The organism is Paucibacter sp. M5-1 (assembly GCF_027498415.2).
Lineage (GTDB): Bacteria > Pseudomonadota > Gammaproteobacteria > Burkholderiales > Burkholderiaceae_C > Roseateles_E.
The window spans coordinates 5898632-5922046 of sequence record NZ_JAPZLM020000001.1; the positions used below are offsets into that span (position 1 = coordinate 5898632).

The following is a 23415-nucleotide window of genomic DNA, read 5'->3' on the forward strand; positions in this document are numbered from 1 at the left end:
GTCCTGCAAGTTTAAGGCTTTGGTCCTTTTGAAGCGTCAGTTTCATCTTCAAGCCGGCGTACCAATTCCCTAGCATTGCCAGCCATGGACAACAGCAACACCCTGAGCCGCAGCGGCGGTCTGAGCCCCCGCGTGATCGCCTGCCTGGCCGCCACCTGGCTGGTCTGGGGCTCGACCTATCTGGCCATCAAATACGCCTTGCTGAGCTTCCCGCCCTTCTTCCAGATGGGCACGCGCTTCCTGGCCGCCGGTGTCTTGCTGGCCGCATGGATGCGCTGGCGCGGCGCGGCCTGGCCGGGCCCGCGCCAATGGCTCAATGCGCTGCTGGTGGGCAGCCTGATGCTGGGCGGCGGCATGGGCGGCACGGCGACGGCCGAGCAGACCGTCGGCTCGGGGCTGGTCGTGGCCTTCATCGCGGTGATGCCCTTGATGATTGCGGCGCTGAACCTGCTGTGGCGGGTGTTGCCCAGCCGGCTGGAGCTGGCCGGCATCGTCGTGGGCCTGTTCGGCGTGCTGATGCTGACCCAGGGCCAGGGTTTCGGCGCCTCGCCGCAGGGCCTGGTCGCGATCACGACGGCCTGCGCCTGCTGGGCGCTGGGCAGCGTCCTGTCGCAGCGCGGCTTTGCGCTGGCGGCCGGGCCCATGGGTTTTGCCAGCGAGATGCTGGCCGGCGGTGCGGTGCTGATGCTGTTGAGCCTGCTCAGCGGCGAGACCCTGAGCCTGCCGCTGCGCAGCGAGGCGGTCTGGGCCTGGCTGTATCTGGTGGTGTTCGGTTCGCTGATCGCCTTCAACGCCTATATGGTGCTGCTGGCCGAGGCGCCGGCAGGCCTGGCATCGAGCTACTCCTTCGTCAATCCGGTGATCGCGATGCTGCTCGGGGTGGTGATCGCCGGCGAGGTGGTCAGCGGCTATGAGTGGCTGGCGGCCCTGGTGGTGCTGGTCGGCGTCGTGCTGCTGCTGCGCGGGCGCAAGGCCTGACCCCCGTCTGCGCCACCGGCGCCGAAGCGGGCAAAATGGCGCCATGCTTTATCTGCTCTCGCCCGCCAAATCGCTGGACTACAACACCCCGGTCGCCGCGCCGCTGCTCAAGCTCGCCACCGAGCCGCAGTTCCTGCCCCAGTCCAAGGCCTTGATCAAGGTCTTGAAGACCAAGACGGCGGCCGATATCGCCGCGCTGATGGATCTGAGCCCGGCCCTGTCCGAGCTCAATGTGAACCGCTACCACGCCTGGCAGCCGCGCTTCACCGAGGCCAATAGCAAGCCGGCGGTGCTGGCCTTCAACGGCGATGTCTATGACGGTCTGGACGCCAAGAGCCTGGCTGTCGAAGACCTGCAATGGGCGCAGCAGCATCTGGCCATCCTGTCCGGGCTGTACGGCGTGCTGCGGCCGCTGGACCGCATGCAGCCCTACCGCCTGGAGATGGGCACGAAGCTGGTCACCGAGCGCGGCAGCCATCTCTACGGCTTCTGGGGCGACACGCTGGCCGAGCACCTGAATGCGCGCGCGGCCCAGCAGCAGGTGCCGGTGATCGTCAATCTGGCGTCGCAGGAGTATTTCAAGGCGGCCGATCGCAAGGCCTTGCAGCCGCGCGTGATCGAATGTCAGTTCGAGGAATGGAAGAACGGCCAGTACAAGATCATCAGCTTCTTCGCCAAGCGGGCGCGCGGCCTGATGGCGCGCTATGCGATCACGCGGCGCATTGATACGCCGGCCGGCCTGAGGGACTTCGATCTCGACGGCTATGTCTACCAGGCCGAGCTGTCGACGCCCGAACGCCTGCTGTTTCGCCGCCGCCTGGGCTGAAAGGGCCGGAGGAGTCCACCATGAGTGCCCAGACCATCACGCCCGAGCTGCAGCGCTGGATCGTCGAGCAGGCCAAGGCCGGGCTGACGGCCGAGCAGGTGCTGCAGGCCATGCTCAAGAGCGGCTGGGACGAAACCGTCGCGGCCCAGGCGCTGGCGCAGAGCGTCGCCGGTTTCGTGCCGGGCCAGGGCCTGGTCCTGCCGGTGCCCAGCGCGGTGCCCGAGCCCGATCTGAGCGGTGCGCCGCCGCTCTTGAATGCCGGCGACCGCGCGGTCGGCGTGCTGGTCAGCCTGCAACTGCCGCGCCTGCTGGTGTTCGGCGGCCTGCTGTCCGACGAGGAGTGCGATCTGATGCGCGCAGCGGCGGCCAGCCGCCTGGCCCGCTCGGAGACGGTGGCGGCCTCGGCCGATGGCAGCGAGGTCAATGCCGCGCGCACCAGCGAGGGCATGTTCTTCGAGCGCGGCGAGAACGAGATCTGCCGGCGGGTCGAGGCCCGCATCGCCCGTTTGCTGAACTGGCCGGTCGAGAACGGCGAGGGCCTGCAGGTGCTGCGCTATCGGCCCGGGGCCGAGTACCTGCCGCACTACGACTACTTCGACCCGCGCCACACCAGCACGCCGCCCATCCTGCAGCGCGGCGGCCAGCGGGTCGCCACCTTGGTGATGTACCTGAACACGCCCGAGCAGGGCGGCGCGACGATCTTTCCCGACATCGGCCTGGAGGTCGCGCCGATCAAGGGCAATGCGGTGTTCTTCAGCTATGACCGGCCGCACCCGATCACGCAAAGCCTGCATGGCGGCGCGCCGGTGCTGGCCGGCGAGAAATGGGTGGCGACCAAATGGCTGCGCGAACGGCGCTTCGAGTGAGCGCTAGCGATTCAGCGGCAGCTGGCTCTGCTTGAGCTGGCGCAGCACGAAGCTGCTCTTGCTGTGGCGGATGCCGGGGATCTTGTAGAGCCGCTCGCGCAGCAGGCGCTCGTAGTCGCGGGTGTCGGCCACCGCGATGCGCACGTAGTAGTCGTAGTCGCCCGAGACCAGAAAGGCCTCCAGCACCTCGGGGATCTGCTCCAGCGCGCGGCCGAACTCGAACAGCGCGGCGTCCGAATGATCGTTCAGGGTCACCTGCACGATCACCGTGTCGGCCAGGCCGATCTTGGCGGCATTGACGCGCACCGAGTAGCCCTCGATGACGCCGGCTTCTTCCATGCGCTTGATGCGGGTCCAGCAGGGCGAGCTGGTCAGGCCGACCTTGCCGGACAGCTCCTGCAGGCTGATGCGGGCGTCGCGCTGCAGCTCGGTCAGGATGGCCAGATCGAATTTATCGAGTTTCATGCTGCCGGATTCTATTCATCAAGGAAATTTTCCTGAATTGAAGTCTTTTGCAGGAAATTTCAGCAGCAATTTCTGGGCGAGCTTGGGCACAGTGAGGGCATGAATGCTGTGCTCCAAGACCTGCCCCACGCCCGCCCGCAAACTCACCCAAGTAATGGCGCCGAGGCGCTGATCGCGACCCTGCTGAGCCTGGGCGTCGACACCGTGTTCGGCTACCCCGGCGGCGCGGTGCTGCCCTTGTACGACGCGCTGTACGCCGAGCCGCGGCTGCGCCATGTGCTGGTGCGCCACGAGCAGGCCGCCGTCCATGCGGCCCAGGGCTATGCGCGCACGACCGGCCGGGTCGGCGTGGTCTTCGTGACCTCGGGGCCGGGCATGAGCAACACCACCACCGGCCTGCTCGACGCCTTGTGCGACTCGATCCCGGTGCTGTGCATCAGCGGTCAGGTCGCGACCACGGCCATCGGTACCGACGCCTTCCAGGAATGCGATGCGCTGGGGATTTCGCGGCCGGTGACCAAGTGGAATGTGCAGGTGCGCGAGGCGGCCGCGCTCAGCGAGACCCTGGCGCTGGCCCATGCCAGGGCGGCCGGCGGACGGCCGGGGCCGGTGCTGGTCGATGTGCCCAAGGATGTGCAGCTGGCGCCGGTGGCGGCGTGGCGGGCACCGGTGTTGCCCATGGCTGCACCTGTGCTGCCGGCGGCCACGCAAATCCAGGCCGCGCTGGCCCTGCTGGCGCAGGCGCGCCGGCCGGTCTTCTATGGCGGCGGCGGGCTGATCAATGCCGGCTCGGCGGCCTGTGCGGCCTTCACGCGCCTGGTGCGGGCCAGCGGCGCGCCCTGCACGCTGACCCTGATGGGGCTGGGCGCCTTCCCGGCCGACGATCCGCAGTCGCTGGGCATGCTGGGCATGCACGGCAGCCTGGAGGCCAATCTGGCGATGCACCATGCCGATCTGCTGGTCTGCGTCGGCGCCCGCTTCGACGACCGTGTGACCGGCCGGCTCGATGCCTTCTGCCCGCAGGCCCAGGTCATCCATCTGGACATCGACCCGCGCTCGATCGGCAAGGTGGTCAAGGCCGATGTGGCCCTGCTGGGTGACTGTGGCGCCAGCCTGCGGGCGCTGGAGCAGGGCTGGCAGAAGGGTGGACAGAAGGGCTGCGATCTGGGCGACTGGTGGGCGCGGATCGAGGGCTGGCGTGCCGAGCGCTCGCTGGCTTTCGAGGACCGCAGCGATTGCATCCTGCCGCAGGCCCTGATGAGCCGGCTCGATGCGCAGCTGGCCGGCCGCGACGCCATCGTCGCCACCGATGTCGGCCAGCACCAGATGTGGGCCGCGCAATACCTGCGCCAGCAGCGGCCCGGCCGCTGGCTCAGCTCGGGTGGTGCCGGCACCATGGGCTATGGCCTGCCGGCCGCGATCGGCGCGCAGATCGCGCACCCCGAGGCCCTGGTGGTCTGCGTCAGCGGGGACGCGTCCATCCTGATGAATATCCAGGAGCTGTCGACCGCGACCCAGCACCGCACGCCGGTCAAGGTGGTGCTCAGCAACAACGGCCGCATGGGCATGGTGCGGCAGTGGCAGGAGCTGATCCACGGTAACCGGCTGAGCCACAGCTATACCGAGGCGCTGCCGGACTTTGTTGCGCTGGCCCAGGCTTTCGGCTGGCAGGCACGACGGGTCGAGCGGCGCGAGGAACTGGACGCGGCGCTGGCCGAGTGCCTGGCCAGCGAGGGGCCGTTCTTTCTGGATGTGGTGGTGGCGGCCGAGGAAAACTGCTTCCCGATGATTCCCGCCGGCGCGGGGCATCACGAGGTTCTGCTCGGCAAGGGCCGCCAGTACATGGCCTGAAATGAACAAGGGCACCCGAAGGTGCCCTTGTCATGGATCGCGAGTGCTTAGACGCGCTTGCGGTACTCGTGCGTGCGAGTGTCGATTTCGATCTTGTCGCCCTGGGCCACGAAGATGGGCACCGGGATTTCGAAGCCGGTGGAGATCTTGGCAGGCTTGAGCACCTTGCCCGAGGTGTCGCCCTTGACGGCCGGCTCGGTCCAGGTCACTTCGCGCACCAGGCTGGTCGGCAGCTCGACCGAGATGGCCTTGCCTTCGTAGAACACCACTTCCACGGGCATCGCGTCTTCCAGATAGGACAGGGCGTCACCCATGTTCTCGGCTTCCACCTCGAACTGGTTGTACTCGGCGTCCATGAAGGCGTACATCGGGTCGGCGAAGTAGGAGTAGGTGCACTCCTTCTTTTCCAGAATGATCTGGTCCATCTTGTCGTCGGCCTTGAACACGACTTCGGTGCCGGAGTTGTTCAGCAGGCTCTTGAGCTTCATGCGCACGGTGGCGGCATTGCGGCCACCGCGGCTGTATTCGGTCTTCAGCACGACCATCGGGTCCTTGCCGTGCATGATCACATTGCCGGCGCGGATTTCTTGAGCGATCTTCATGAGTGTTCGGGTCCGTTGAGGGAGTCGTTGGAGTCGTGGTTGGGGGCTGGCTTGCTCTCGGACAGGTGAAAGCAGGTGCCCAGCGCGCGCCCGAAAACTCCCATGGCGCGGCAAAGCCCGAGATTTTAGCCTGAAACGCCGACGAAACGCAGCAGCTGGGCGCTCAGATCGGCTTGCGCTGCCAAATGCGCACGCCAGCGCTGTGCATGGCGCTGCGCGGCCTCGGCCGGCGGCAGGCCGGCCGGCCAGGCCGCCAAGCCATTCCAGGCGCGCCACAGGCCCCGGCTGGCCGCGGCCAACTCTGCGGTCGCGCCGGTCAGCCACAAGTCCATGAAGGCTTCCAGCTTGGGGCCATGGGCGCCGTCGTGCTGGGGATAGATCTGCCAGACAAAGGGCTTGGCTGCCCACTGGGCGCGCACAAAGGAATCTTCGCCGCGCACGAAGTTCAGATCGCAGGCCCACAGCAGGTGGTCGAACTCGGGCTGGCTCAGGTAGGACAGGGCCTGCCAGCGCAGCGTCGGCGGCAGCGCCAGCCCGGCGATCTGGGCCTGGGCCGCACCGGGGCAGACCAGCAGCAGGGTCGGCGTGTCGGCCAATGCCTGCAGCAGCGCCGGCAGCGCCGGGTTGGCATAGGCGAACAGGCTGAGCAGGCGCTCGCCCGGCCGCGGCGCGATGCCTTGGGCGGCCCGCCAGGCGGGGGCGTCGAAGCGCTGCTGGCGCTGCAGCAACTCGGGCTCGCGCAGCAGGCCGCCGGTGTGCGGCGTGAAGCCGGGGTAGAAAAAGCGCTTGGACAGGCCGGCGCCGGGGCCGCTGAATTGCGGCGAGGCCAGGCCATGGCTGCGCTCGACATAGGACTCGGCGCTGAGGTACTCCAGATTGATCCATTGCGGCGCCGCCGGCCGGGCCGCCATGCGCGCAACAAAGGCCGGCGGCAGCTCGCAGCCGAAGGTCTCGACGACGACATCGCCGACCGCCGCTGCGTTGTCGGCGCTGTTCCAGGCCAACACCTCGATACCTTGCGGCGCGCCTCCGGGCGCCATCCAGGCCAGCGCCGAGGCATCATCGAGCCACAGCCGCACGGTCTGGCCGCGCGCTGCCAGATCGCGGGCCAGCCGCCAGCTCACGCCGATATCGCCATAGTTGTCGATCACGCGGCAGAACAGATCCCATTGCAATCTCATCGCCGGATTATCTGGCGGCACAATCGCGCCCCATGCAAGGCAGCAGCAACCCCTCCGAGACCGATACCACAGCGACACCCGAGCCGGCCGACGCCGAGCAGGCCGCGCGCGAGCTGCGCGCCCAGGTGCTGGCCGCTGTATTGGCCGAGGTGGCGGCCTTGCCGGGCCTGCCGGGCGTCTATCGCTATTTCGACGCCCAGGATCAGGTGCTCTATGTCGGCAAGGCCAAGAACCTGAAGAAGCGGGTCTCGAGTTACTTCCAGAAAGACCATGGCGGCACCCGCATCGGCATGATGGTCGCGCGCATCGCGCGGCTGCAGACCACGGTGGTGCGCACCGAGGCCGAGGCCTTGCTGCTGGAAAACAATCTGATCAAGACGTTGAACCCGAAGTTCAACATCCTGTTCCGCGACGACAAGAGCTACCCCTATCTGAAGCTCAGCGGCCACGACTACCCGCGAGTCAGCTATTACCGCGGCGCGGTCGACAAGCGGCACCGCTATTTCGGGCCGTTCCCGAGCGCCTGGGCGGTCAAGGAATCGATCCAGCTGATACAGAAGGTGTTCCGGCTGCGCACCTGCGAGGACACGGTTTTCAATAACCGCAGCCGGCCCTGCCTGCTATACCAGATCCGGCGCTGCTCGGGGCCTTGTGTGCCCGAGGGTCAGGGAGCGGAATACGGTCGCGATGTGCGCAATGCCGAGCGCTTTCTGCTGGGGGAGACGCAGGAGGTGATGGACGGGCTGCAGGCGCAGATGATGGCCTATGCGGACGCGCTGCAGTTCGAGCTGGCGGCCGAGGTGCGCAACCAGATCAGCGCGCTGTCCAAGGTCTTGCAGCAGCAGGCGATGGACGAGAACAGCGCCACCGGGCGCGACCGCGATGTCGACATCCTGGCCGTCAAGGTGCAGGGCGGACGGGCCTGCGTCAATCTGGCAATGGTGCGGGGCGGGCGGCATCTGGGCGACCGGGCCTATTTCCCCAAGCATGTCGAGGACGCCACCGCGGTGGCGCTGGCCGATGATGATGAAGAGGGTCAGGCATCGAGCCGCTCCGCCCAGTCACCGGAACGGCAGGTGCTGGAGGCCTTCATGGCCCAGCACTATCTGGACGCGCAAGTGCCCTCGCTGATCGTCGTCAGCGACGAGGTCGATGCCGCGCTGGCCGAGGCCCTGACCCTGCAGGCCGGCTACAAGGTGACGACCCAGGCCCAGCCGCGCGGCCAGCGCCGCATCTGGCAGGAGATGTGCGTCAAGGGCGCCGAGCTGGCGCTGGCACGCTTGCTGTCGCAGGAAGGCTCGCAGCAGGCCCGCACCCAGGCCCTGATCGAGGCGCTGGACCTGAGCGTGCAGGAGCTCGACAAGTTCCGCATCGAGTGCTTTGACATCAGCCACACGGCCGGCGAGGCGACGATCGCCTCCTGCGTCGTGTTTGAGGGCCACCAGATGCAGAGCGGCCAGTACCGGCGCTACAACATCGAGGGCATCACCGGCGGCGACGACTATGCGGCGATGCGTCAGGTGCTGACGCGGCGCTACAGCAAGATGGCCGAGGCCGCCCAGCTGGGCACGGGCCGGCTGCCGGATCTGGTGCTGGTCGACGGCGGCAAGGGCCAGGTCTCGATGGCGCGCGAGGTGTTCGAGGAGCTGGGTCTGGATCTGGCGCTGATCGTTGGCGTCGAGAAAGGCGAGGGCCGCAAGGTCGGGCTGGAAGAGCTGGTGTTCGCCGACGGCCGCGACAAGGTCTATCTGGGCCGCGACTCGGCGGCGCTGATGCTGGTGGCCCAGATCCGCGACGAGGCGCACCGCTTTGCGATCACCGGCATGCGCGCCAAGCGCGCGGCGGTGCGCACCGGCGGCTCGAAGCTGGAGGATGTGCCCGGTGTGGGGCCGAAAAAGCGCGCACAGTTGCTGCAGCGCTTCGGCGGTGTGCGCGGCGTGGCCGGCGCCAGCGTCGACGAGCTCTGCACGGTCAAGGGCGTCTCAAGAGAATTGGCAGAGGAGATTTATCGTGTTTTGCACTGAACAAGAGGGCCGCTGGCAACGCGCCGCACGCGGGCTGGGCCTGGGAGCGCTGCTGGCGCTGGTCGGCTGCTCGGGCCCGCGGGCGCCGGTGCCGCCGCCGGCATCGACCGCCCAGCCCAGCGGCTCGGCGCCGTCGGCCGCTAGCCCCGAGCTGCCAGGCAAGGCGCCGGGCCAGCCGGCGCCGCTGGTGCTGGAGCCGCCCAAGCCGGTGCGTAGCGCCGTGGAGTTGCGTCTGCAGGCGGCCTACCGGCTGATCGTCGCGAACCCGGACCGCGTCTATATGGGCGAGGTGCCCGAGCCCTTGCTGGCGATCCCGGTGCTGGAGATCGAGCTGTTTTCCGACGGCCGCGTCAAGCACATCCATGTGCTGCGCAAGCCCGGTCAGGCGCTGGACACGGTGCAGCTGGCGATCGATGCGGTGCACCGCGCCGCACCGTTCGGCGATGTCTCGCGCATGCCCAAGCCCTGGAAGTTCAGCGAGACCTTTCTGTTCAACAACCAGCGCAAGTTCAAACCGCGCACGCTCGATCAGTGAGCCAGGCTCGGCATTAATGAGACAAAGTCGGTACCCGTCTCGGGCGCTGCACGGTAATTGGGCACAATGCCCGCATGTTCTTCACGCTGCCAACCCTGTTCACCTGGGCCCGGATCCTCGCGATCCCGCTGATCGTCGGGGTGTACTACCTCGACCTGCTGCCGGCGCACCAGAATCTGTTTGCCACCGTGCTCTTTGTGGTGGTCGCGCTGACCGACTGGTTGGACGGCTATCTGGCCCGCAAGCTCAACCAGACCTCGGCCTTCGGCGCCTTCCTGGACCCGGTGGCCGACAAAATCTTGGTCTGCGCGGCCCTGCTGGTGCTGCTGGAGCTGCAGCGCGTCAATGCCATGGTCGCCCTGGTCATCATCGGCCGCGAGATCACCATCTCGGCGCTGCGCGAGTGGATGGCACAGATCGGTGCCTCGCGTAGCGTGGCCGTGCACATGGTGGGCAAGCTCAAGACCACGGTGCAGATGGTGGCCATCCCCTTCCTGCTCTATGACGGCCGACTGTTCGACCTGATCCCGACCCGTGAGTGGGGGACCTGGCTGATCTATGCGGCCGTCGTGCTGACCATCTGGTCCATGGTCTATTACCTGCAAAAAGCCCTGCCAGAAATCCGCGCCAAGGCCAAGTGAGTCTGCGCCTTTGGGCTGTCTGTTTGGCGCTTTCTGGGCGCATGGGCGACCGCCGACGCACTCATTTGTATCGGGACTTTTCCTGGCTCAGCAGCCAAGATGATTGCGTCTAGAATCCGCTTCCCCGCAGGTTCGCCGGCGCTGGCGTGCCAGGATGGACGCGGCTGGTGTCCTGGCGGCCCAGACAGGACGTCGCCTTCGTTGCCGCGTTTTTGCAAAACCTTTTGAGGGGATTCTTTGTGAACAAGTCCGAACTGATCGAGCACATCGCCAAGCAGGCCGACATCTCCAAGGCGGCGGCGGGGCGAGCGCTGGAGGCGCTGATTGGCGGTGTGAAGACGACGCTGAAGAAGAATGGCAGCGTTTCTCTGGTAGGCTTCGGCACCTTCAGTGTGACCAAGCGCGCCGCGCGCACCGGTCGCAACCCGCGCACCGGCGACACGATCAAGATCAAGTCGGCCAAGGTCCCGAAGTTCCGTCCCGGCAAGGCGCTCAAGGACGCGGTGAACTGAAGAATCCCGGATCAACCGGGTGCTTAGCTCAGTTGGTAGAGCGGCTCCCTTACACGGAGTAGGTCAGCGGTTCGAGCCCGTTAGCACCCACCAAGTCTTGCCCGCCCGAGGTGGCGCGGGCCGAGGCTAGAATCACATCCGATGCAAAGGCGAACCCAGGTTCGCCTTTGTCGTGTTTGAGCAGCGCCCGGTCGTGGCCATGCCGGCGCGCACCGCAATGCCTGTTTGAGGTCCTTGATGTTTGAATTCGTCCGTAAGCACAATCGCCTGTTCCAGTTCATCCTGCTGATCCTGATCGTGCCCGCCTTCGTGCTGGTCGGCCTGGAGGGTTACAGCAGCTTCATGGATGGCAGCAATGCCGGCGTGGCCAGCGTCAATGGTCGCAAGATCACGCAGGCCGAGTGGGACGCCACGCACCGCGAGCAGATGGAGCGCATGCGCGCCCAGATGCCCAACCTCGACGTCAAGCTGTTCGACTCGCCCGAGGCGCGGCAGCAGTCGCTGGACTCGCTGGTGCGTGAGCGCGTGATGCAGGCGGCCGCTCAGGGCCAGCATCTGGTGGTCAGCGACGAGCGCCTGCAGCAGCTGTTCCGCAGCGACCCGCAGTTCGCCTTCCTGCGCAACCCGGACGGCACGGTCAACAAGAATCTGCTGATCGCCCAGGGCATGAGCTCGGAGATGTTCGCCCAGCGCCTGCGTCAAGACCTGACCCTGCGCCAGGTGATGATGGGTGTGGGCGGCTCGGCGCTGGCCGGCAATGCCAATGCGGCGGTGGCCTTCGATGCCTTGCTGCAGCAGCGCGAGCTGCAGCTGCAGCGCATCGAGGCCAAGGACTTCCTGGCCCAGGTCAATCCCAGCGATGCCGAGATCGAGGCCTTCTACAAGGAACCGGCCAATAACGCGCGCTTCCAGCTGCCCGAGACCGCCAGCATCGAGTACCTGGTGCTGGACCTGCAGGCGCTGAAGTCCGATGTCAGCGTCAGCGACGAGGATCTGCGCAAGTACTACGCCGAGAACCAGTCGCGCTACACCGTGGCCGAGGAGCGCCGCGCCAGCCATATCCTGATCAAGGCCGACAAGGACGCGCCCGCCGCCGAGCGCAGCAAGGCCAAGGCCCGCGCCGAGGAACTGCTGGCCGAGGCACGCAAGAACCCGGCCGGCTTCGCCGATCTGGCCCGCAAGAATTCGCAGGACGAAGGCTCGGCGCCCAATGGCGGCGATCTGGACTTCTTTGCCCGCGGCGCCATGGTCAAGCCCTTCGAAGATGCCGCCTATGCGCTCAAGCAGGGCGAGATCAGCAATGTGGTCGAGTCCGATTTCGGCTACCACGTGATCCAGCTGACCGGCCTGCGCGGCGGCGACAAGAAGAGCTTCGAGGCGGTGCGCCTTGAGATTGAAGATGAGGTGCGTCGCCAGCAGGCGCAAAAGCGCTACACCGAGGTGGCCGAGCAGTTCAGCAACACCGTCTATGAGCAGTCCGACAGCCTGAAGCCGGCGGCCGACAAGCTCAAGCTGAGCATCCAGACCGCCATCGTGCAGCGCGCTCCGGCGCCCGGCGCCAGCGGTCCACTGGCTTCGGCCAAGCTGCTGGAGGCCGTGTTCGGCAACGAGGCGCTGCGCAACAAGCGCAATACTGAGGCGGTCGAGACGGCGCCCAACCAGCTGACGGCCGCCCGCGTGGTGCAGCACAACCCGGCCCGCCTGCCGGCCCTGGCCGATGTGAAGCCGCAGGTGCGCGCCCAGCTGATGCAAAAGCGCGCCACCGAGCTGGCCATCAAGCAGGGCCAGGAGCGCCTGGCGGCGCTGCAGAAGTCCGGCGATGCCGCCGGTCTGGATGCGCCCGTCGTCGTTTCCCGCGCCAAGCCGGCCAATCTGTCGCAGAAGGTGCTGAACGAGGTGTTGCGCGCCGATGCCAGCAAGCTGCCGGCCTATGTCGGCGTCGACAGCGGCGAGGGCGCCTATGTGCTGGTGCGCATCAACAAGCTGCTGCCGCGCGACCCGGCCGTGATCGACGAGCAACGCGCCAGCCAGCAGTACGCGCAGGCCTGGACGGCGGCCGAGTCGGAGGCCTATTACAAGGCGCTGAAGACCCACTACAAGACCAAGGTCACGGTGCCTGCCGCTGCCGCCGCATCGGCGCCTGCTCCTTGATGGACTGAATAAATTTTGGCGGTTTGGAAAGAAATCTCTTCTCAGTCCGCTGAAGTCTGCCTATAATCATAGGCTCAGCGGTGGTTGTAGCTCAGTTGGTAGAGTCCAGGATTGTGATTCCTGTTGTCGTGGGTTCGAGTCCCATCAGCCACCCCAAAAAAATCAAGGGCTTAGCGGTGAAAACTGCTAAGCCCTTCGTCTTTTCTGCTGTCGATATCCTCGGCCTGGGAATATTCCTCAGTTTGCAGAGTGCCGAGCCATCGAGTCTCGGGCGTGCATGGGCACCGCTCAGGCCTCGCTCAGTGCGGCGCGCACCGCGTCCTCGCTGAGGTCGGCCACGCACTCCTGCAGAAAGCGATAGGCGTAGCCGCGCAGGTAGTGGCCGCGCTTGAGCGCGATATGGGTGGTGTTGGCTTCAAACAGATGGGCGGCGCTGAGCAGCTGCAGGCCCTGGTCGCGCTGCGGCTCGAAGGCCATCGCCGCGATGATGCCGACGCCCAGTCCCACCTGCACATAGGTCTTGATCACATCGGCGTCCAGCGCCGACATCACCAGGTCCGGCGCCAGGCCGGCCTTGGCGAAGGTCGCATCGATGCGCTCGCGGCCGGTATAGCCCTGGTGATAGGTGATCAGCGGGTGCTCGGCGATCTGCTCCAGGGTCAACGCACTCGACTGCGCCAGTGCATGGCCCTGGGGCACGACGACCGCATGGTGCCAATCGTAGAAGGGGAAGGTGACGAAGGCATTGTTCTTGCCCAGCGCCTCGGTGGCGATGCCGATGTCGGCCTCGCCGGACTCCAGCAGCGCGACGATCTCGGCCGGGCTGCCCTGGTGCAGCACCAGATGGACCTTGGGATAGGCGGCCTTGAAGCGCGCCACCACCTGAGGCAGGGCATAACGGGCCTGGGTGTGGGTGGTGGCGATGCTCAGCTGGCCGACATCGGCGTCGGCGAACTGCTCGGCCAGGCGCTTGATGTTCTTGGCATCGAGCAGCATGCGCTCGACGATCACGGCCAGCTCCTTGCCGGGCGCGGTCAGGCCCAGCAAGCGCTTGCCATGGCGCACGAACAGCGCCACGCCCAACTCGTCCTCCAGGTCCTTGATGTGCTTGCTGACGCCCGACTGCGAGGTGAACAGCGCCTCGGCCACATCGGTGAGGTTGAAGTTCTGCTGGACCGCCTCGCGGATGATGCGCAGTTGCTGGAAATTCATGGTGAAAGGACTCAGGCGGCGTCGAACAGGCTCAGGCGCGAGGCCTGCAGGCGGACCTGCTGGCCGGACCGCAGGTTCAGGGTGGCGGCATGCTCGCGGCTGAGCTCGGCTTCCAGCGGCTGGCCGCCCGGGCCGGTCAGCTCGACCCGGCTGGCGGCGCCGAAGCTCAGCACCCGATCGACGGTCGCGGCGATGCCGGGGCCGTCGCCGCTGGTCAGGATCTGCAGCTCATGCGGGCGTGCATAGGCCTGCACCTTGCCGCTGGGCACATGGCTGAGGCCATGGTTCAACTGATGGTCGCCGATATGCACCAGCGCCCCCTCGGCGCGACCCTCGAAGCGATTGACCGCGCCGAGAAAGCCGTAGACAAAAGGCGTGGCCGGGCGCTCGTAGACCTCGGCCGGCGTGCCGATCTGCTCGACCTTGCCATGGTCCATCAGCACCACGCGGTCGGCCACCTCCAGCGCTTCTTCCTGGTCATGGGTCACGAAGATGCTGGTGATGTGCAGATCGTCGTGCAGCCGGCGCAGCCAGCGGCGCAGCTCCTTGCGCACTTTCGCATCGAGCGCGCCGAAGGGCTCGTCGAGCAGCAGCACGCGCGGCTCCACCGCCAGTGCGCGGGCCAGCGCGATGCGCTGGCGCTGGCCGCCGCTGAGCTGCGGCGGGTAGCGGTCGGCCAGCCAGTCCAGCTGCACCAGATTCAGCAGCTCATGAACCTTCTTCTTGATCTCGCTCTCACTGGGGCGTTCCTTGCGCGGCTTGACGCGCAGGCCGAAAGCGACGTTGTCGAACACCGTCATATGGCGGAACAGCGCGTAATGCTGGAATACGAAGCCGACCTGGCGCTCGCGCACATGGGTGTCGGAGGCGTCCTCGCCTTCCAGCAAGACCTGGCCCCGGTCGGCCGTCTCCAGACCGGCGATGATGCGCAGCAGGGTGGTCTTGCCGCAGCCCGAGGGGCCCAGCAGCGCGACCAGCTCGCCGGTTGGGAAGTCCAGCGAGACGTCGCCGAGGGCGGTGAAGCTGCCGAAGGATTTGTGGATGTTGCGGACCTGGATGCTCATGGCGCTTCCTTGACTTGGGAGTGGGCTTTCCACTCGACGATTTGCTTGATGACCAGGGTCAGCAGGGCCAGCAGGGCCAGCAGCGAGGCCACCGCGAAGGCGGCGGCGAACTGGTACTCGTTATAGAGGATCTCGACGTGCAGCGGCAGGGTGTTGGTGTAGCCGCGGATATGGCCCGAGACCACCGAGACCGCACCGAACTCGCCCATCGCCCGCGCATTGCACAAGATCACGCCGTAGAGCAGGCCCCACTTGATATTGGGCAGGGTGACGCGCCAGAAGGTCTGCCAGCCCGAAGCGCCCAGCACGGTGGCGGCTTCCTCCTCGTCGCGGCCCTGGGCCTGCATCAGCGGGATCAGCTCGCGGGCGATGAAGGGAAAGGTCACGAACACGGTGGCCAGCACGATGCCCGGCACCGCGAAGATGATCTTCAGGTCATGGCCCTGCAGCCACGGTCCGAACCAGCCCTGAGCGCCGAACAGCAGCACGAAGACCAGGCCGGCCACCACCGGCGAGACCGAGAAGGGCAGGTCGATCAAGGTGATCAGCAGCTGCTTGCCGCGGAAGTCGTGCTTGGCGATGGCCCAGGCCGCGCTGACGCCGAACACCAGGTTCAAAGGCAGCGAGATCGCTGCGGCGAGCAGGGTCAGCTGGATGGCCGAGACCGCATCGGGCTCCAGCAGCGCCGCGAGATAGACGGCCCAGCCCTTGCGCAAGGCCTCGATGAAGACCGTCAGCAGCGGCAGCACCAGGAACAGCAGGAAGAAGCCCAGACCCAGGGTCAGCAGGGTGCGACGCACCCAGGGCGCCTCGCGGGTGGCGGGATTGTTTTGATAGAGACCACCGGGCTTGCGGGCCACGGTCAGGGTCGATGCAGCGGCGCCGGCCATCAGCGTTTTCCTTGTTGTCCGTTGCGACGCGAGCTCCAGGCCTGCAGGCCGTTGATGGCCAGCAGCAGCACAAAGGAGAAGATCAGCATCACGGCCGCGATCGAGGTCGCGCCCACATAGTCATACTGTTCGAGCTTGGCGATGATCATCAGCGGTGTGATCTCGCTGACCATCGGGATATTGCCGGCAATGAAGATCACCGAGCCGTACTCGCCGACGGCGCGGGCAAAGGCCAGCGCGAAGCCGGTCAGCAGGGCCGGCAGCAGCATCGGCAGCACCACCAGACGGAAGGTCTGCCAGCGATGCGCGCCCAGCGCCGCCGCCGCCTCCTCCAGCTCGGTCTCCATATCCTCCAGCACCGGCTGCACCGTGCGCACGACAAAGGGCAGGCCGATGAAGATCAGTGCGATCAGGATGCCCAGCGGCGTGAAAGCGATCTTGACGCCGTAAGGGGCGAGCAGCGAGCCTATCCAGCCATTGCCGGCATAGAGCGCGGTCAGCGCGATGCCGGCCACCGCGGTGGGCAGCGCAAACGGCAGATCGACCAGCGCGTCGACCAGCTTCTTGCCCGGGAACTCGTAGCGCACCAGCGACCAGGCCAGGATCAGGCCGAAGACCAGATTGATCAGGGCCGCCAGCAGCGAGGTGCCGAAGCTGAGCTGGTAGGAGGCCACGACGCGCGGCGCGGTGGCCGCCGCCCAGAAGGCCTCGAAACCATGGCCGCCGGCCTTGATGAAGACCGCCGACAGCGGGATCAGCACGATCAGCGACAGATAGAAGACGGTAAAACCCAGCGTGGGCGCGAAGCCGGGCAGGACCCGGCGCGGCCGGCGCAGGGGCGCCGTGCTCGGCGCGCCGCTCAGGACGACGGTATTCATCAGCGCTTCAGGACCAGCTGGTCATAGATGCCGCCGTCGGCGAAATGGGTCTTGACCACGGCCGGCCAACCGCCCAGCAGCGAGTCGACCGTGAAGGTCTTGACGGCCGGGAAGCGCGCCGCGTGGCGCTTGGCCACCTCGGCGTCGCGGGGGCGGAAGTTGTGCTTGGCGAGGATTTCCTGGCCCTCGGGGCTGAACAGGAAGCTGAGGTAGGCGCGGGCGGCCTCGCCCGAGTTCTTCTTCGCGACGACCTTCTCGTTGATCGCCACCGGCGCCTCGGCCGAGATCGTGATGCTGGGGTAGACCACCTCGTACTTGCCCTTGCCGAACTCATTCTCGATCAGCTCGGCCTCGTTCTCGAAGGTCACCAGCACGTCGCCGATATCGCGCTGCGTGAAGGTGGTGGTGGCGCCGCGGCCGCCGCCGTCCAGCACCGGCACGTTGGCCAGCAGCTTGGCGACGAAATCGCGCGCCTGGGCCTCGTTACCGCCCTTGGCGATCACGCTGCCCCAGGCCGCCAGATAGGTGTAGCGGCCATTGCCCGAGGTCTTGGGGTTGGGCACGATCACGCCGGTGCCGGGCTTGGTCAGGTCGGCCCAGTCCTTGATGCCCTTGGGGTTGCCCTTGCGCACCAGGAAGACGGTCACGCTGGTGTAGGGGGCGGCGCCCTGCGGGAAGGCCTGGCGCCAGTCCTTGCGAATGATGTCCTTCTCGACCAGGAAGTCCAGGTCCGAGGCCTGGTTCATCGTGATCACGTCCGCATCCAGGCCGCTGGCCACCGCCAGCGCCTGGCGGCTGGAGCCACCGTGGGACTGGTTGACCGTGATGGCCTTGCCGCTCTTGGCCTGCCAATACTTGCTGAAAGCCGGGTTGACGTCCTTGTAGAGTTCGCGGCTGACATCGTAGGAGACGTTCAGCAGGGCGTCCTGGGCCAGAGCCGGCAGGGCGAGTGCAAGACCCAGGGCCAGGGTCGTGATCGACTTTGTGAGCATGGTTTTCTTGTGCGACCCGCAGGTCTTGCTGATGCGAAGACCTGCAGAGTGCCAAGAAGCGCTTATTCACGGAACGATAGTTTTGGTATTTGTTTATCCGGAATAAGCATTTCTGAAAAAGAGCTATGGCTAGAAAGCCGGGATCAGCGAGCCTTTCAGGCTGGTCTCGACAAAGCTGCGCACCTCGGGGGACTGGAAGGCCTTGACCAGGGCGGCCACCCAGGGCTTGTCCTTGTCGGCGGTGCGCACCGCGATCAGATTGGCATAGGGGCTCTGGGCCGGCTCGATCGCGATGGCGTCGCGGCTGGGCAGCAGGCCGGCCTGCACCGCGTAATTGGTGTTGATCGCGCTGGCATCCAGATCGTCCAGCGTGCGCGGCAGCTGGGCGGCCTCGACCTGGATGATCTGCAGGTTCTTCGGGTTGTCGGTCAGATCGGCCAGGGTGGCACTGATGCCGGCCGTGGGCTTGAGCTTGATCAGGCCGGCCTGGGCCAGCACGTTCAGGGCGCGGCCGCTGTTGCTGGGATCGTTCTGGATGCCCACCTTGGCACCTCTGGGCAGATCGGCCAGCGATTTGTACTTCTTCGAGTAGAAGCCCAGCGGCGCGGTCACCGTGTTGCCGACCGCGCTGATCTTGTAGCCGCGCGCCTGGATCTGGCTTTGCAGAAAGGGCAGGTGCTGGAAGCTGTTGGCCTGCACATCGCCGGCGTCCAGCGCCGCATTGGGCTGGATGTAGTCTGCGAACTCGACGATCTGCAGCTTCAGGCCCTGGCGCTCGGCCACCTTCTTGGCGACCTCGGCGATCTGGGCATGGGGGCCGTTGGTGACGGCGATCTTGATCGTCGTGTCCTGGGCCTGGGCCAGGCCGGTGGCGGCGAGGCTCAGGGCGAGCAGCGTCTTGAGGGCAAAGCGTTTGGTGTTGTTGCTCATATCGTGGCGTGGGAGGGAAGGAAAAATCAGCGGGCTGCTACAGCGCATGCACCGCATGCAGGGCGTCCAGCACCTGGGCGCGCAGGGCGGCCAGGCGGGCATCGTGGCGGGAGCGGGGGCGCGGCAGCTCGACGAGCTGTTCCCGGGCGATGCGGCCCGGCGCTGCCTCCAGCACCAGCACCCGGTCCGACAGCAGCACCGCCTCGTCGACGTCGTGGGTTACCAGCAGCAGCGCGCTGCCGTGGGCGCGGGCCAGCTCGATGATCAGGTCCTGCAGCTTGATGCGGGTGAAGGCGTCGACGGCCGAGAAGGGCTCGTCCAGCAGCAGCAGGCGCGGCCGCGTGTAGAGCGCGCGGGCGATCGCGACGCGCTGGGCCTGGCCGCCGGACAGCTGCTTGGGCAGATGGCCCTCGTAGCCGGCCAGGCCGACCTCGGCCAGCAGCGCGCTCACCCGGGGCGCGTCATAGCCCTGGCCGATGTCGAAGCCGACGTTCTCGGCCACCGTCAGCCAGGGGAACAGCCGCGGCTCCTGGAACACATAGCCGATCTCGCGGCTCAGACCTTGCCGCGGCCGGCCATCCAGCAAGACCTGGCCCTCGTAGTCAGGCTCCAGCCCGGCGACGATGCGCAGCAGCGTGCTCTTGCCGCAGCCGCTGGCGCCGACCAGGGCCAGCACCTCGCCGGCCGCGAGGCTCAGGCGCAGCTCGCCCAGCACCGGCTGGCTGCGGCCCGGATAGCGCTTGTGGCGGATATGCAGGTCCAGCATCAGGGGGCCGCTCCGAAGCTGTCGCGCCAGTGCAGCGCGCGGGTTTCGAGCGTCGCCATCAGGCTGTCGCTGAGCTTGCCCAGCAGGGCCAGCAGCACGATGGCGGCCAGCACGATATCGGCCCGGCTGGTCTCGCGGCCGTCGGTCAGCAGATAGCCCAGGCCGCGGCTGGCGGCGATCAGCTCGGCCGCCACCATGAACATCCAGGCCAGGCTCAGGCCGTTGCGCAGGCCGGTCAGCACCGCCGGCAGCGCGGCCGGCAGCAGCACCCGCCGCGCCAGCGCGGCGCGCGAGAGGCCGCGCAGCCGTGCCACCTCGACCAGCTTGCGGTCCACATCGCGAAAGCCCGAGGACACGCCCATGAAGACCGGGAAGAAGGCACCGATCGCGATCAGCGTGATCTTGGGCGCCTCGTCGATGCCCAGCCACAGCAGCAGCAGCGGCACCCAGGCCAGCGAGGGGATGGCGCGCAGCGCCTGGAAACTGGGGTTCAGCAAGGCCTCGGCCACCCGCGACAGGCCCACCAGCGCGCCCAGCAGCAGGGCCAGGCTCGCGCCCAGCGCAAAGCCGCCGGCCACGCGCAGCGTGCTGCTGCCGATATGGCCCAGCAGCCCGCCCTGCCGGGCCAGCTCCTGCAGCGTCGCCAGCACATCGCTGGGGGCCGGCAGCAGATTCGGCGCCACCCAGGCGAGCCGCACCGCCAGCTCGGCCAGCGCCAGCAGGGCCAGCGGCGGCAGCAGCCCCAGCCAGGCCAGCGGCAGGCCGCGCGCCGGCTTCGCCGGGCTCGGCTGTGGCGGCGTCAGGTGCGCGCTCAGTTCATGCTCGACCGCCATGACACCGGCCTCAGGTGCGCAGCAGGCCGGCCGCGAAGCGGGTGTCGACCAGATCGCTCACCGTCTTGTTCAGATCGGTGCCGGGCTTGACCAGCTGCTCGGCCAGCAGAATGGGTGCGGCCGCCTGCAAGGCCTTGATGTGCTCGGCGCCGGGTTGGGGCGTGCTGAGGTCGGTGCGCAGCTTGATCTGCAGCAGGGCCACCGGCAGGCTGACCTTGGCCTCCTCGGACAGGATCTTCGCGGCCTCGGTGGTGTTGGCCAGAATCCATTGCCGGGCCCGCTCGTAGCCGGCGATCACGCGCTGCACCTCGCGCGGGTGGCGGGCGAGAAAGTCCTCGCGCACATTCAGGAAGCCATAGGTATTGAAGCCCATATTGCGGTAGAGCAGGCGGGCGCCGCTGCCCAGCTCGCTGGCCGCCATATGCGGGTCCAGTCCGGCCCAGGCATCGACGCGGCCCTGCTCCAGCGCGGCACGGCCATCGGCATGCTGCAGGGCCACATGTTCGATATCGCTGCGCTTCAGGCCCACGGTCTGCAGCGAGCGCAGCAGGAACAGATAGGGGTCGGTGCCCTTGGTCGCCGCGACCTTCTTGCCCCGCAGATCGCTCAGGGTCTTGATCGGCGAATCGGCGCGCACCACCAGCGCGGTCCACTCGGGCCGCGAGTAGATATAGGGCGCCTTGATGGGGTTGCCGTTGGCGCGCGCCAGCAGCGCGGCCAGGCCGGCGGTGGAGCCGATGTCGAGGCTGCCGGCGTTCAGGTATTCCAGCGCCCGGTTGCTGCCGGCGCTGAGCACCCAGCGCACCGGGATGCCGTCCTTCTTGAGGTCCTCTTCCAGCCAGCCAAAGCGGCGCAGCACCAGACTGGACGGCGAGTAGTAGGCGTAGTCCAGGCGCACTTCCTTGGGTGCGTCGGCGGCGTGGGCGCTGCGGACGGCCGGCAGCGCGGCCTGGCCCAGGCCCAGGGCCAGGGCCAGGGTCTGGCGGCGGGTGAGGGGAAGGGATGTCATGCGGCTTGCTCCAACGTTGCTTGTTTGTCGTTCTGCAGCCGGACCTGACGGCCGGCATGGCTGGTCTTGAGGCGGTCACCCTGGCCGAACAGCTGCTGGCGCAGGGTGCTGCCGGGCTGGTACTCGCGGCGGTAGCGGCCGCGGGCCTGCAGCTCCGGCACGATCAGCTCTACCACCTCGCGCAGGGTCTCGTGGGCCACCGCATAGGTCAGGTTGAAGCCATCGAGGCCGGTGGCGTCTGCCCAGGCGATCAGCTGATCGGCCACCTGGGCCGGATTGCCGACCAGCACCGGCCCGCGTCCGCCCAGGCCGATGAACTCGGCGGCCTCGCGCACGGTCCAGCGCTTGCTCGGGTCGGCGCTGCTGAAGGAGGCCAGCGCCGTGCGGCCGGCCTGGGTGTCCAGGTACTCGATGGTCGCGTCCAGCGGATAGCGCGAGAAGTCCACGCCGGTCCAGCCCGACAGCAGGGCCAGCGCGGCCTCGATGTCGATGTGCTGGCGGTACTCGGCCAGCTTGGCCTGCGCCTCTTGCTCGGTGGCGCCGGTGATGATCAGGGCCTGGGCGTAGATCAGCACATCGTCGGCCGCGCGGCCGGCCGCGACGGTCGCGGCGCGGATGCCGTCCACATAGCCGCGCAGCACCGTCTGGCTCGGTCCGCTGACGAACACGCATTCGGCATGCCGGCCGGCGAAGGCCTTGCCGCGCGAGGAGGTGCCGGCCTGGTAGAGCACCGGCGTGCGCTGCGGCGAGGGCTCGCTGAGATGGATGCCGGGCACGCGGTAGTGCTCGCCCCGGTGCCCGATCGCATGCACCTTGGCGGGGTCGGTGAAGAGCTTGCCGGTCTTGTCGCGGACGACGGCGCCGTCCTCCCAGCTCAGCTCCCAGAGCTTGTAGACCACGTCCAGGTATTCGTCGGCCAGGTCGTAGCGCTCGTCATGGCCGATCTGCTGCTCCAGGCCCAGATTGCGCGCGGCGCTGTCCAGATAGCCGGTGACGATGTTCCAGCCAACGCGGCCGCGCGTCAGATGGTCCAGCGTCGAGAGCCGGCGCGCGAAGCTGTAGGGGTGCTCGTAGGTCAGCGCGCAGGTGACACCAAAGCCCAGATGCTCGGTGACCGAGGCCATCAGCGGTATCAAGGCCAGCGGGTCGCCCAGCGGCAGCTGCACACCATGCTTGAGCGCCGCCGCGGCGCTGCCCTCGAAGACATCGTAGACCCCCAGCACATCGGCAAGGAAGACGCCGTCGAAGCGGCCGCGCTCCAAGAGCCGTGCCAGGTCTTGCCAGTAGACCGGATCGGTGTAGCGGTGCGACTGGTCGCGCGGGTGGGTCCACAAACCGGGGGACTGGTGTCCCACGGTGTTCATTGCAAACGCATTGAACCGGATCGGCTTGGCCTGGCTCATTGCAGGAAACTTGGACGAGCGTAGCCGGGGAAGTTCTTCTTCAGCACCGCCTTGAACTCGGCCGTGCGGAAGGCCTCGGCGAGGTCGCGGGCCCAGGGCTGTTCCTTGTTCTTGCTCTGCACCGCCGCCACCAGCAGGTAGTGATCGGGCGTCTTCTCCAGTACCACGGCCTCGGTCAGCTTGAGCCCGGAGGAGATCGCGAAATTGCCGTTGATGATGGCGAAGTCGGCGTCGTCCAGCGTGCGCGGCAGCTGGGCGGCTTCGAGCGGTTGCAGCTTCAGGTTCAGCGGGTTTGTCGCGATGTCCTTCTCGCTGACGCGCAGCGGATCCAGCCCCGGCTTGATGGTCAGCAGCTTGTGCTGCTCCAGCAGCACCAGGGCGCGCGCCAGATTGCTGGGGTCGTTGGGCAGGGTGATGCGGTCGCCGGCCTTGATCTCGGCGATGCTCTTGCGCTTCTTCGAGTAGATGCCCAGCGGTGCGATCGGGCCCTGGACGATGTCGACCAGGTCCAGCTTTTGGTCGGCCTTGAACTTGTTCAGATAGATGATGTGCTGGAAGAAGTTGGCGTCCAGCGAGCCCTGGGCCAGCGCATGGTTGGGCTGCACATAGTCGTTGAACTCGACCAGCTTGAGCTTGTAGCCCTTCTTCTCCAGCTGCGGCTGGATGCCCAGGCGCAAGACTTCGATATTGGAGCCGGCGGTGGCGCCGATGACCAGCTCCTTCTTGGACTGGGCCAGGGCGGGCAGGGCGGTGGCGACGAGGGCCAGGGCGATCAGGGAGCGACGAACGGGATGCATGGGAAGGTC

23 protein-coding genes and 2 tRNA genes are annotated in these 23415 nt (G+C 67.2%); 11 read left to right on the forward strand and 14 right to left on the reverse strand.

Annotated features, from left to right (window positions below):
• Positions 1-84: 84 nt before the first annotated feature.
• From O5M90_RS27885 to O5M90_RS27895, 3 genes are read left to right on the forward strand one after another with little or no spacing between them, the layout of a single operon-like run.
• Complete coding sequence (locus O5M90_RS27885; protein WP_269840740.1) at positions 85-978, forward strand: EamA family transporter; 894 nt, start codon at positions 85-87, stop codon at positions 976-978.
• A 43-nt stretch (positions 979-1021) separates the two neighbouring features.
• Entirely contained in the window at positions 1022-1804 is a 783-nt protein-coding gene (yaaA, locus tag O5M90_RS27890; protein WP_269840739.1) for a peroxide stress protein YaaA, read from the forward strand.
• 20 nt (positions 1805-1824) lie between these two features.
• Complete coding sequence (locus O5M90_RS27895; RefSeq protein WP_269840738.1) at positions 1825-2670, forward strand: 2OG-Fe(II) oxygenase; 846 nt, start codon at positions 1825-1827, stop codon at positions 2668-2670.
• Between the two features lie 3 nt (positions 2671-2673).
• Here O5M90_RS27895 and O5M90_RS27900 read toward each other — a convergent pair whose 3' ends face one another.
• Complete coding sequence (locus O5M90_RS27900) at positions 2674-3135, reverse strand: Lrp/AsnC family transcriptional regulator (RefSeq protein ID WP_137942434.1); 462 nt, start codon at positions 3133-3135, stop codon at positions 2674-2676.
• A 99-nt stretch (positions 3136-3234) separates the two neighbouring features.
• On the opposite strand from O5M90_RS27900, the gene ilvB reads away from it, so the two are divergent.
• Complete coding sequence (gene ilvB, locus O5M90_RS27905) at positions 3235-4986, forward strand: biosynthetic-type acetolactate synthase large subunit (RefSeq protein ID WP_137942435.1); 1752 nt, start codon at positions 3235-3237, stop codon at positions 4984-4986.
• 47 nt (positions 4987-5033) lie between these two features.
• Here ilvB and efp read toward each other — a convergent pair whose 3' ends face one another.
• On the reverse strand, positions 5034-5588 hold the full coding sequence (gene efp / locus O5M90_RS27910) for an elongation factor P (protein ID WP_137942436.1): 555 nt from the start codon (positions 5586-5588) through the stop codon (positions 5034-5036).
• 125 nt (positions 5589-5713) lie between these two features.
• Entirely contained in the window at positions 5714-6769 is a 1056-nt protein-coding gene (earP, locus tag O5M90_RS27915) for an elongation factor P maturation arginine rhamnosyltransferase EarP (protein WP_269840737.1), read from the reverse strand.
• Between the two features lie 32 nt (positions 6770-6801).
• Between earP and uvrC the strand changes: the two genes are divergently transcribed.
• The 7 genes from uvrC to O5M90_RS27950 all read left to right on the forward strand — a co-directional run bounded on the left by uvrC (position 6802) and on the right by O5M90_RS27950 (position 12788).
• Positions 6802-8793, forward strand: coding sequence for an excinuclease ABC subunit UvrC (uvrC, locus tag O5M90_RS27920; RefSeq protein ID WP_269840736.1), 1992 nt, complete (start codon positions 6802-6804; stop codon positions 8791-8793).
• A complete protein-coding gene (locus O5M90_RS27925) occupies positions 8780-9328 on the forward strand; it encodes a hypothetical protein (protein ID WP_269840735.1) in 549 nt (182 codons plus the stop codon). The genes uvrC and O5M90_RS27925 overlap by 14 nt, the downstream gene beginning before the upstream one ends.
• A 74-nt stretch (positions 9329-9402) precedes the next feature.
• Positions 9403-9969, forward strand: a complete 567-nt coding sequence (gene pgsA / locus O5M90_RS27930; protein ID WP_137942439.1) for a CDP-diacylglycerol--glycerol-3-phosphate 3-phosphatidyltransferase — start codon at positions 9403-9405, stop codon at positions 9967-9969.
• Between the two features lie 239 nt (positions 9970-10208).
• Entirely contained in the window at positions 10209-10481 is a 273-nt protein-coding gene (locus tag O5M90_RS27935) for an HU family DNA-binding protein (protein ID WP_137942461.1), read from the forward strand.
• Between the two features lie 17 nt (positions 10482-10498).
• Positions 10499-10574: transfer RNA gene (locus O5M90_RS27940), tRNA-Val, on the forward strand.
• Positions 10575-10718: 144 nt separating this feature from the next.
• Positions 10719-12632 (forward strand): SurA N-terminal domain-containing protein, encoded by a 1914-nt coding sequence (locus tag O5M90_RS27945; protein WP_269840734.1) that lies wholly within the window; start codon positions 10719-10721, stop codon positions 12630-12632.
• 80 nt (positions 12633-12712) lie between these two features.
• A tRNA-His gene (locus tag O5M90_RS27950) sits at positions 12713-12788 on the forward strand.
• Positions 12789-12920: 132 nt separating this feature from the next.
• On the opposite strand, the gene O5M90_RS27955 is transcribed toward O5M90_RS27950, so the two are convergent.
• The 11 genes from O5M90_RS27955 to O5M90_RS28005 all read right to left on the reverse strand — a co-directional run bounded on the left by O5M90_RS27955 (position 12921) and on the right by O5M90_RS28005 (position 23406).
• Entirely contained in the window at positions 12921-13844 is a 924-nt protein-coding gene (locus tag O5M90_RS27955; RefSeq protein ID WP_262968106.1) for a CysB family HTH-type transcriptional regulator, read from the reverse strand.
• A gap of 11 nt (positions 13845-13855) precedes the next feature.
• Entirely contained in the window at positions 13856-14908 is a 1053-nt protein-coding gene (locus O5M90_RS27960) for a sulfate/molybdate ABC transporter ATP-binding protein (RefSeq protein WP_137945632.1), read from the reverse strand.
• A complete protein-coding gene (gene cysW, locus O5M90_RS27965) occupies positions 14905-15798 on the reverse strand; it encodes a sulfate ABC transporter permease subunit CysW (protein WP_269840733.1) in 894 nt (297 codons plus the stop codon). Before cysW ends, O5M90_RS27960 begins: the two co-directional genes overlap by 4 nt.
• Positions 15798-16676: a sulfate ABC transporter permease subunit CysT gene (gene cysT / locus O5M90_RS27970; RefSeq protein ID WP_269840732.1), complete on the reverse strand. Its 879-nt coding sequence runs from the start codon at positions 16674-16676 to the stop codon at positions 15798-15800. Before cysT ends, cysW begins: the two co-directional genes overlap by 1 nt.
• The gene (locus tag O5M90_RS27975; RefSeq protein ID WP_137945629.1) at positions 16676-17668 is read right to left on the reverse strand and encodes a sulfate ABC transporter substrate-binding protein; all 993 of its coding nucleotides are present in this window, start codon (positions 17666-17668) and stop codon (positions 16676-16678) included. Before O5M90_RS27975 ends, cysT begins: the two co-directional genes overlap by 1 nt.
• 129 nt (positions 17669-17797) lie before the next feature.
• A complete protein-coding gene (locus O5M90_RS27980; protein WP_269840731.1) occupies positions 17798-18598 on the reverse strand; it encodes a MetQ/NlpA family ABC transporter substrate-binding protein in 801 nt (266 codons plus the stop codon).
• 37 nt (positions 18599-18635) lie between these two features.
• Positions 18636-19364, reverse strand: coding sequence for an ABC transporter ATP-binding protein (locus tag O5M90_RS27985; protein ID WP_269840730.1), 729 nt, complete (start codon positions 19362-19364; stop codon positions 18636-18638).
• Positions 19364-20197 carry an ABC transporter permease gene (locus tag O5M90_RS27990; RefSeq protein WP_269840729.1) on the reverse strand — a complete coding sequence of 278 codons (834 nt, stop codon included), beginning with the start codon at positions 20195-20197 and terminating at the stop codon, positions 19364-19366. Before O5M90_RS27990 ends, O5M90_RS27985 begins: the two co-directional genes overlap by 1 nt.
• Before the next feature lie 10 nt (positions 20198-20207).
• Positions 20208-21206 (reverse strand): aliphatic sulfonate ABC transporter substrate-binding protein, encoded by a 999-nt coding sequence (locus O5M90_RS27995; RefSeq protein ID WP_269840728.1) that lies wholly within the window; start codon positions 21204-21206, stop codon positions 20208-20210.
• Entirely contained in the window at positions 21203-22609 is a 1407-nt protein-coding gene (locus O5M90_RS28000; RefSeq protein WP_269840727.1) for an LLM class flavin-dependent oxidoreductase, read from the reverse strand. Before O5M90_RS28000 ends, O5M90_RS27995 begins: the two co-directional genes overlap by 4 nt.
• Entirely contained in the window at positions 22606-23406 is an 801-nt protein-coding gene (locus O5M90_RS28005; protein ID WP_269840726.1) for a MetQ/NlpA family ABC transporter substrate-binding protein, read from the reverse strand. The genes O5M90_RS28000 and O5M90_RS28005 overlap by 4 nt, the downstream gene beginning before the upstream one ends.
• Between the last annotated feature and the right edge of the window lie 9 nt (positions 23407-23415).

Bases quoted from the DNA above. Each gene is read 5' to 3' on its own strand.
- O5M90_RS27885 (WP_269840740.1), top strand. From the start codon at position 85: ATGGACAACAGCAACACCCTGAGCCGCAGCGGCGGTCTGAGCCCCCGC.
- yaaA (WP_269840739.1), top strand. From the start codon at position 1,022: ATGCTTTATCTGCTCTCGCCCGCCAAATCGCTGGACTACAACACCCCG.
- O5M90_RS27895 (WP_269840738.1), top strand. From the start codon at position 1,825: ATGAGTGCCCAGACCATCACGCCCGAGCTGCAGCGCTGGATCGTCGAG.
- O5M90_RS27900 (WP_137942434.1), bottom strand. From the start codon at position 3,135: ATGAAACTCGATAAATTCGATCTGGCCATCCTGACCGAGCTGCAGCGC.
- ilvB (WP_137942435.1), top strand. From the start codon at position 3,235: ATGAATGCTGTGCTCCAAGACCTGCCCCACGCCCGCCCGCAAACTCAC.
- efp (WP_137942436.1), bottom strand. From the start codon at position 5,588: ATGAAGATCGCTCAAGAAATCCGCGCCGGCAATGTGATCATGCACGGC.
- earP (WP_269840737.1), bottom strand. From the start codon at position 6,769: ATGAGATTGCAATGGGATCTGTTCTGCCGCGTGATCGACAACTATGGC.
- uvrC (WP_269840736.1), top strand. From the start codon at position 6,802: ATGCAAGGCAGCAGCAACCCCTCCGAGACCGATACCACAGCGACACCC.
- pgsA (WP_137942439.1), top strand. From the start codon at position 9,403: ATGTTCTTCACGCTGCCAACCCTGTTCACCTGGGCCCGGATCCTCGCG.
- O5M90_RS27945 (WP_269840734.1), top strand. From the start codon at position 10,719: ATGTTTGAATTCGTCCGTAAGCACAATCGCCTGTTCCAGTTCATCCTG.
- O5M90_RS27955 (WP_262968106.1), bottom strand. From the start codon at position 13,844: ATGAATTTCCAGCAACTGCGCATCATCCGCGAGGCGGTCCAGCAGAAC.
- O5M90_RS27960 (WP_137945632.1), bottom strand. From the start codon at position 14,908: ATGAGCATCCAGGTCCGCAACATCCACAAATCCTTCGGCAGCTTCACC.
- cysW (WP_269840733.1), bottom strand. From the start codon at position 15,798: ATGGCCGGCGCCGCTGCATCGACCCTGACCGTGGCCCGCAAGCCCGGT.
- cysT (WP_269840732.1), bottom strand. From the start codon at position 16,676: ATGAATACCGTCGTCCTGAGCGGCGCGCCGAGCACGGCGCCCCTGCGC.
- O5M90_RS27975 (WP_137945629.1), bottom strand. From the start codon at position 17,668: ATGCTCACAAAGTCGATCACGACCCTGGCCCTGGGTCTTGCACTCGCC.
- O5M90_RS27980 (WP_269840731.1), bottom strand. From the start codon at position 18,598: ATGAGCAACAACACCAAACGCTTTGCCCTCAAGACGCTGCTCGCCCTG.
- O5M90_RS27985 (WP_269840730.1), bottom strand. From the start codon at position 19,364: ATGCTGGACCTGCATATCCGCCACAAGCGCTATCCGGGCCGCAGCCAG.
- O5M90_RS27990 (WP_269840729.1), bottom strand. From the start codon at position 20,197: ATGGCGGTCGAGCATGAACTGAGCGCGCACCTGACGCCGCCACAGCCG.
- O5M90_RS27995 (WP_269840728.1), bottom strand. From the start codon at position 21,206: ATGACATCCCTTCCCCTCACCCGCCGCCAGACCCTGGCCCTGGCCCTG.
- O5M90_RS28000 (WP_269840727.1), bottom strand. From the start codon at position 22,609: ATGAGCCAGGCCAAGCCGATCCGGTTCAATGCGTTTGCAATGAACACC.
- O5M90_RS28005 (WP_269840726.1), bottom strand. From the start codon at position 23,406: ATGCATCCCGTTCGTCGCTCCCTGATCGCCCTGGCCCTCGTCGCCACC.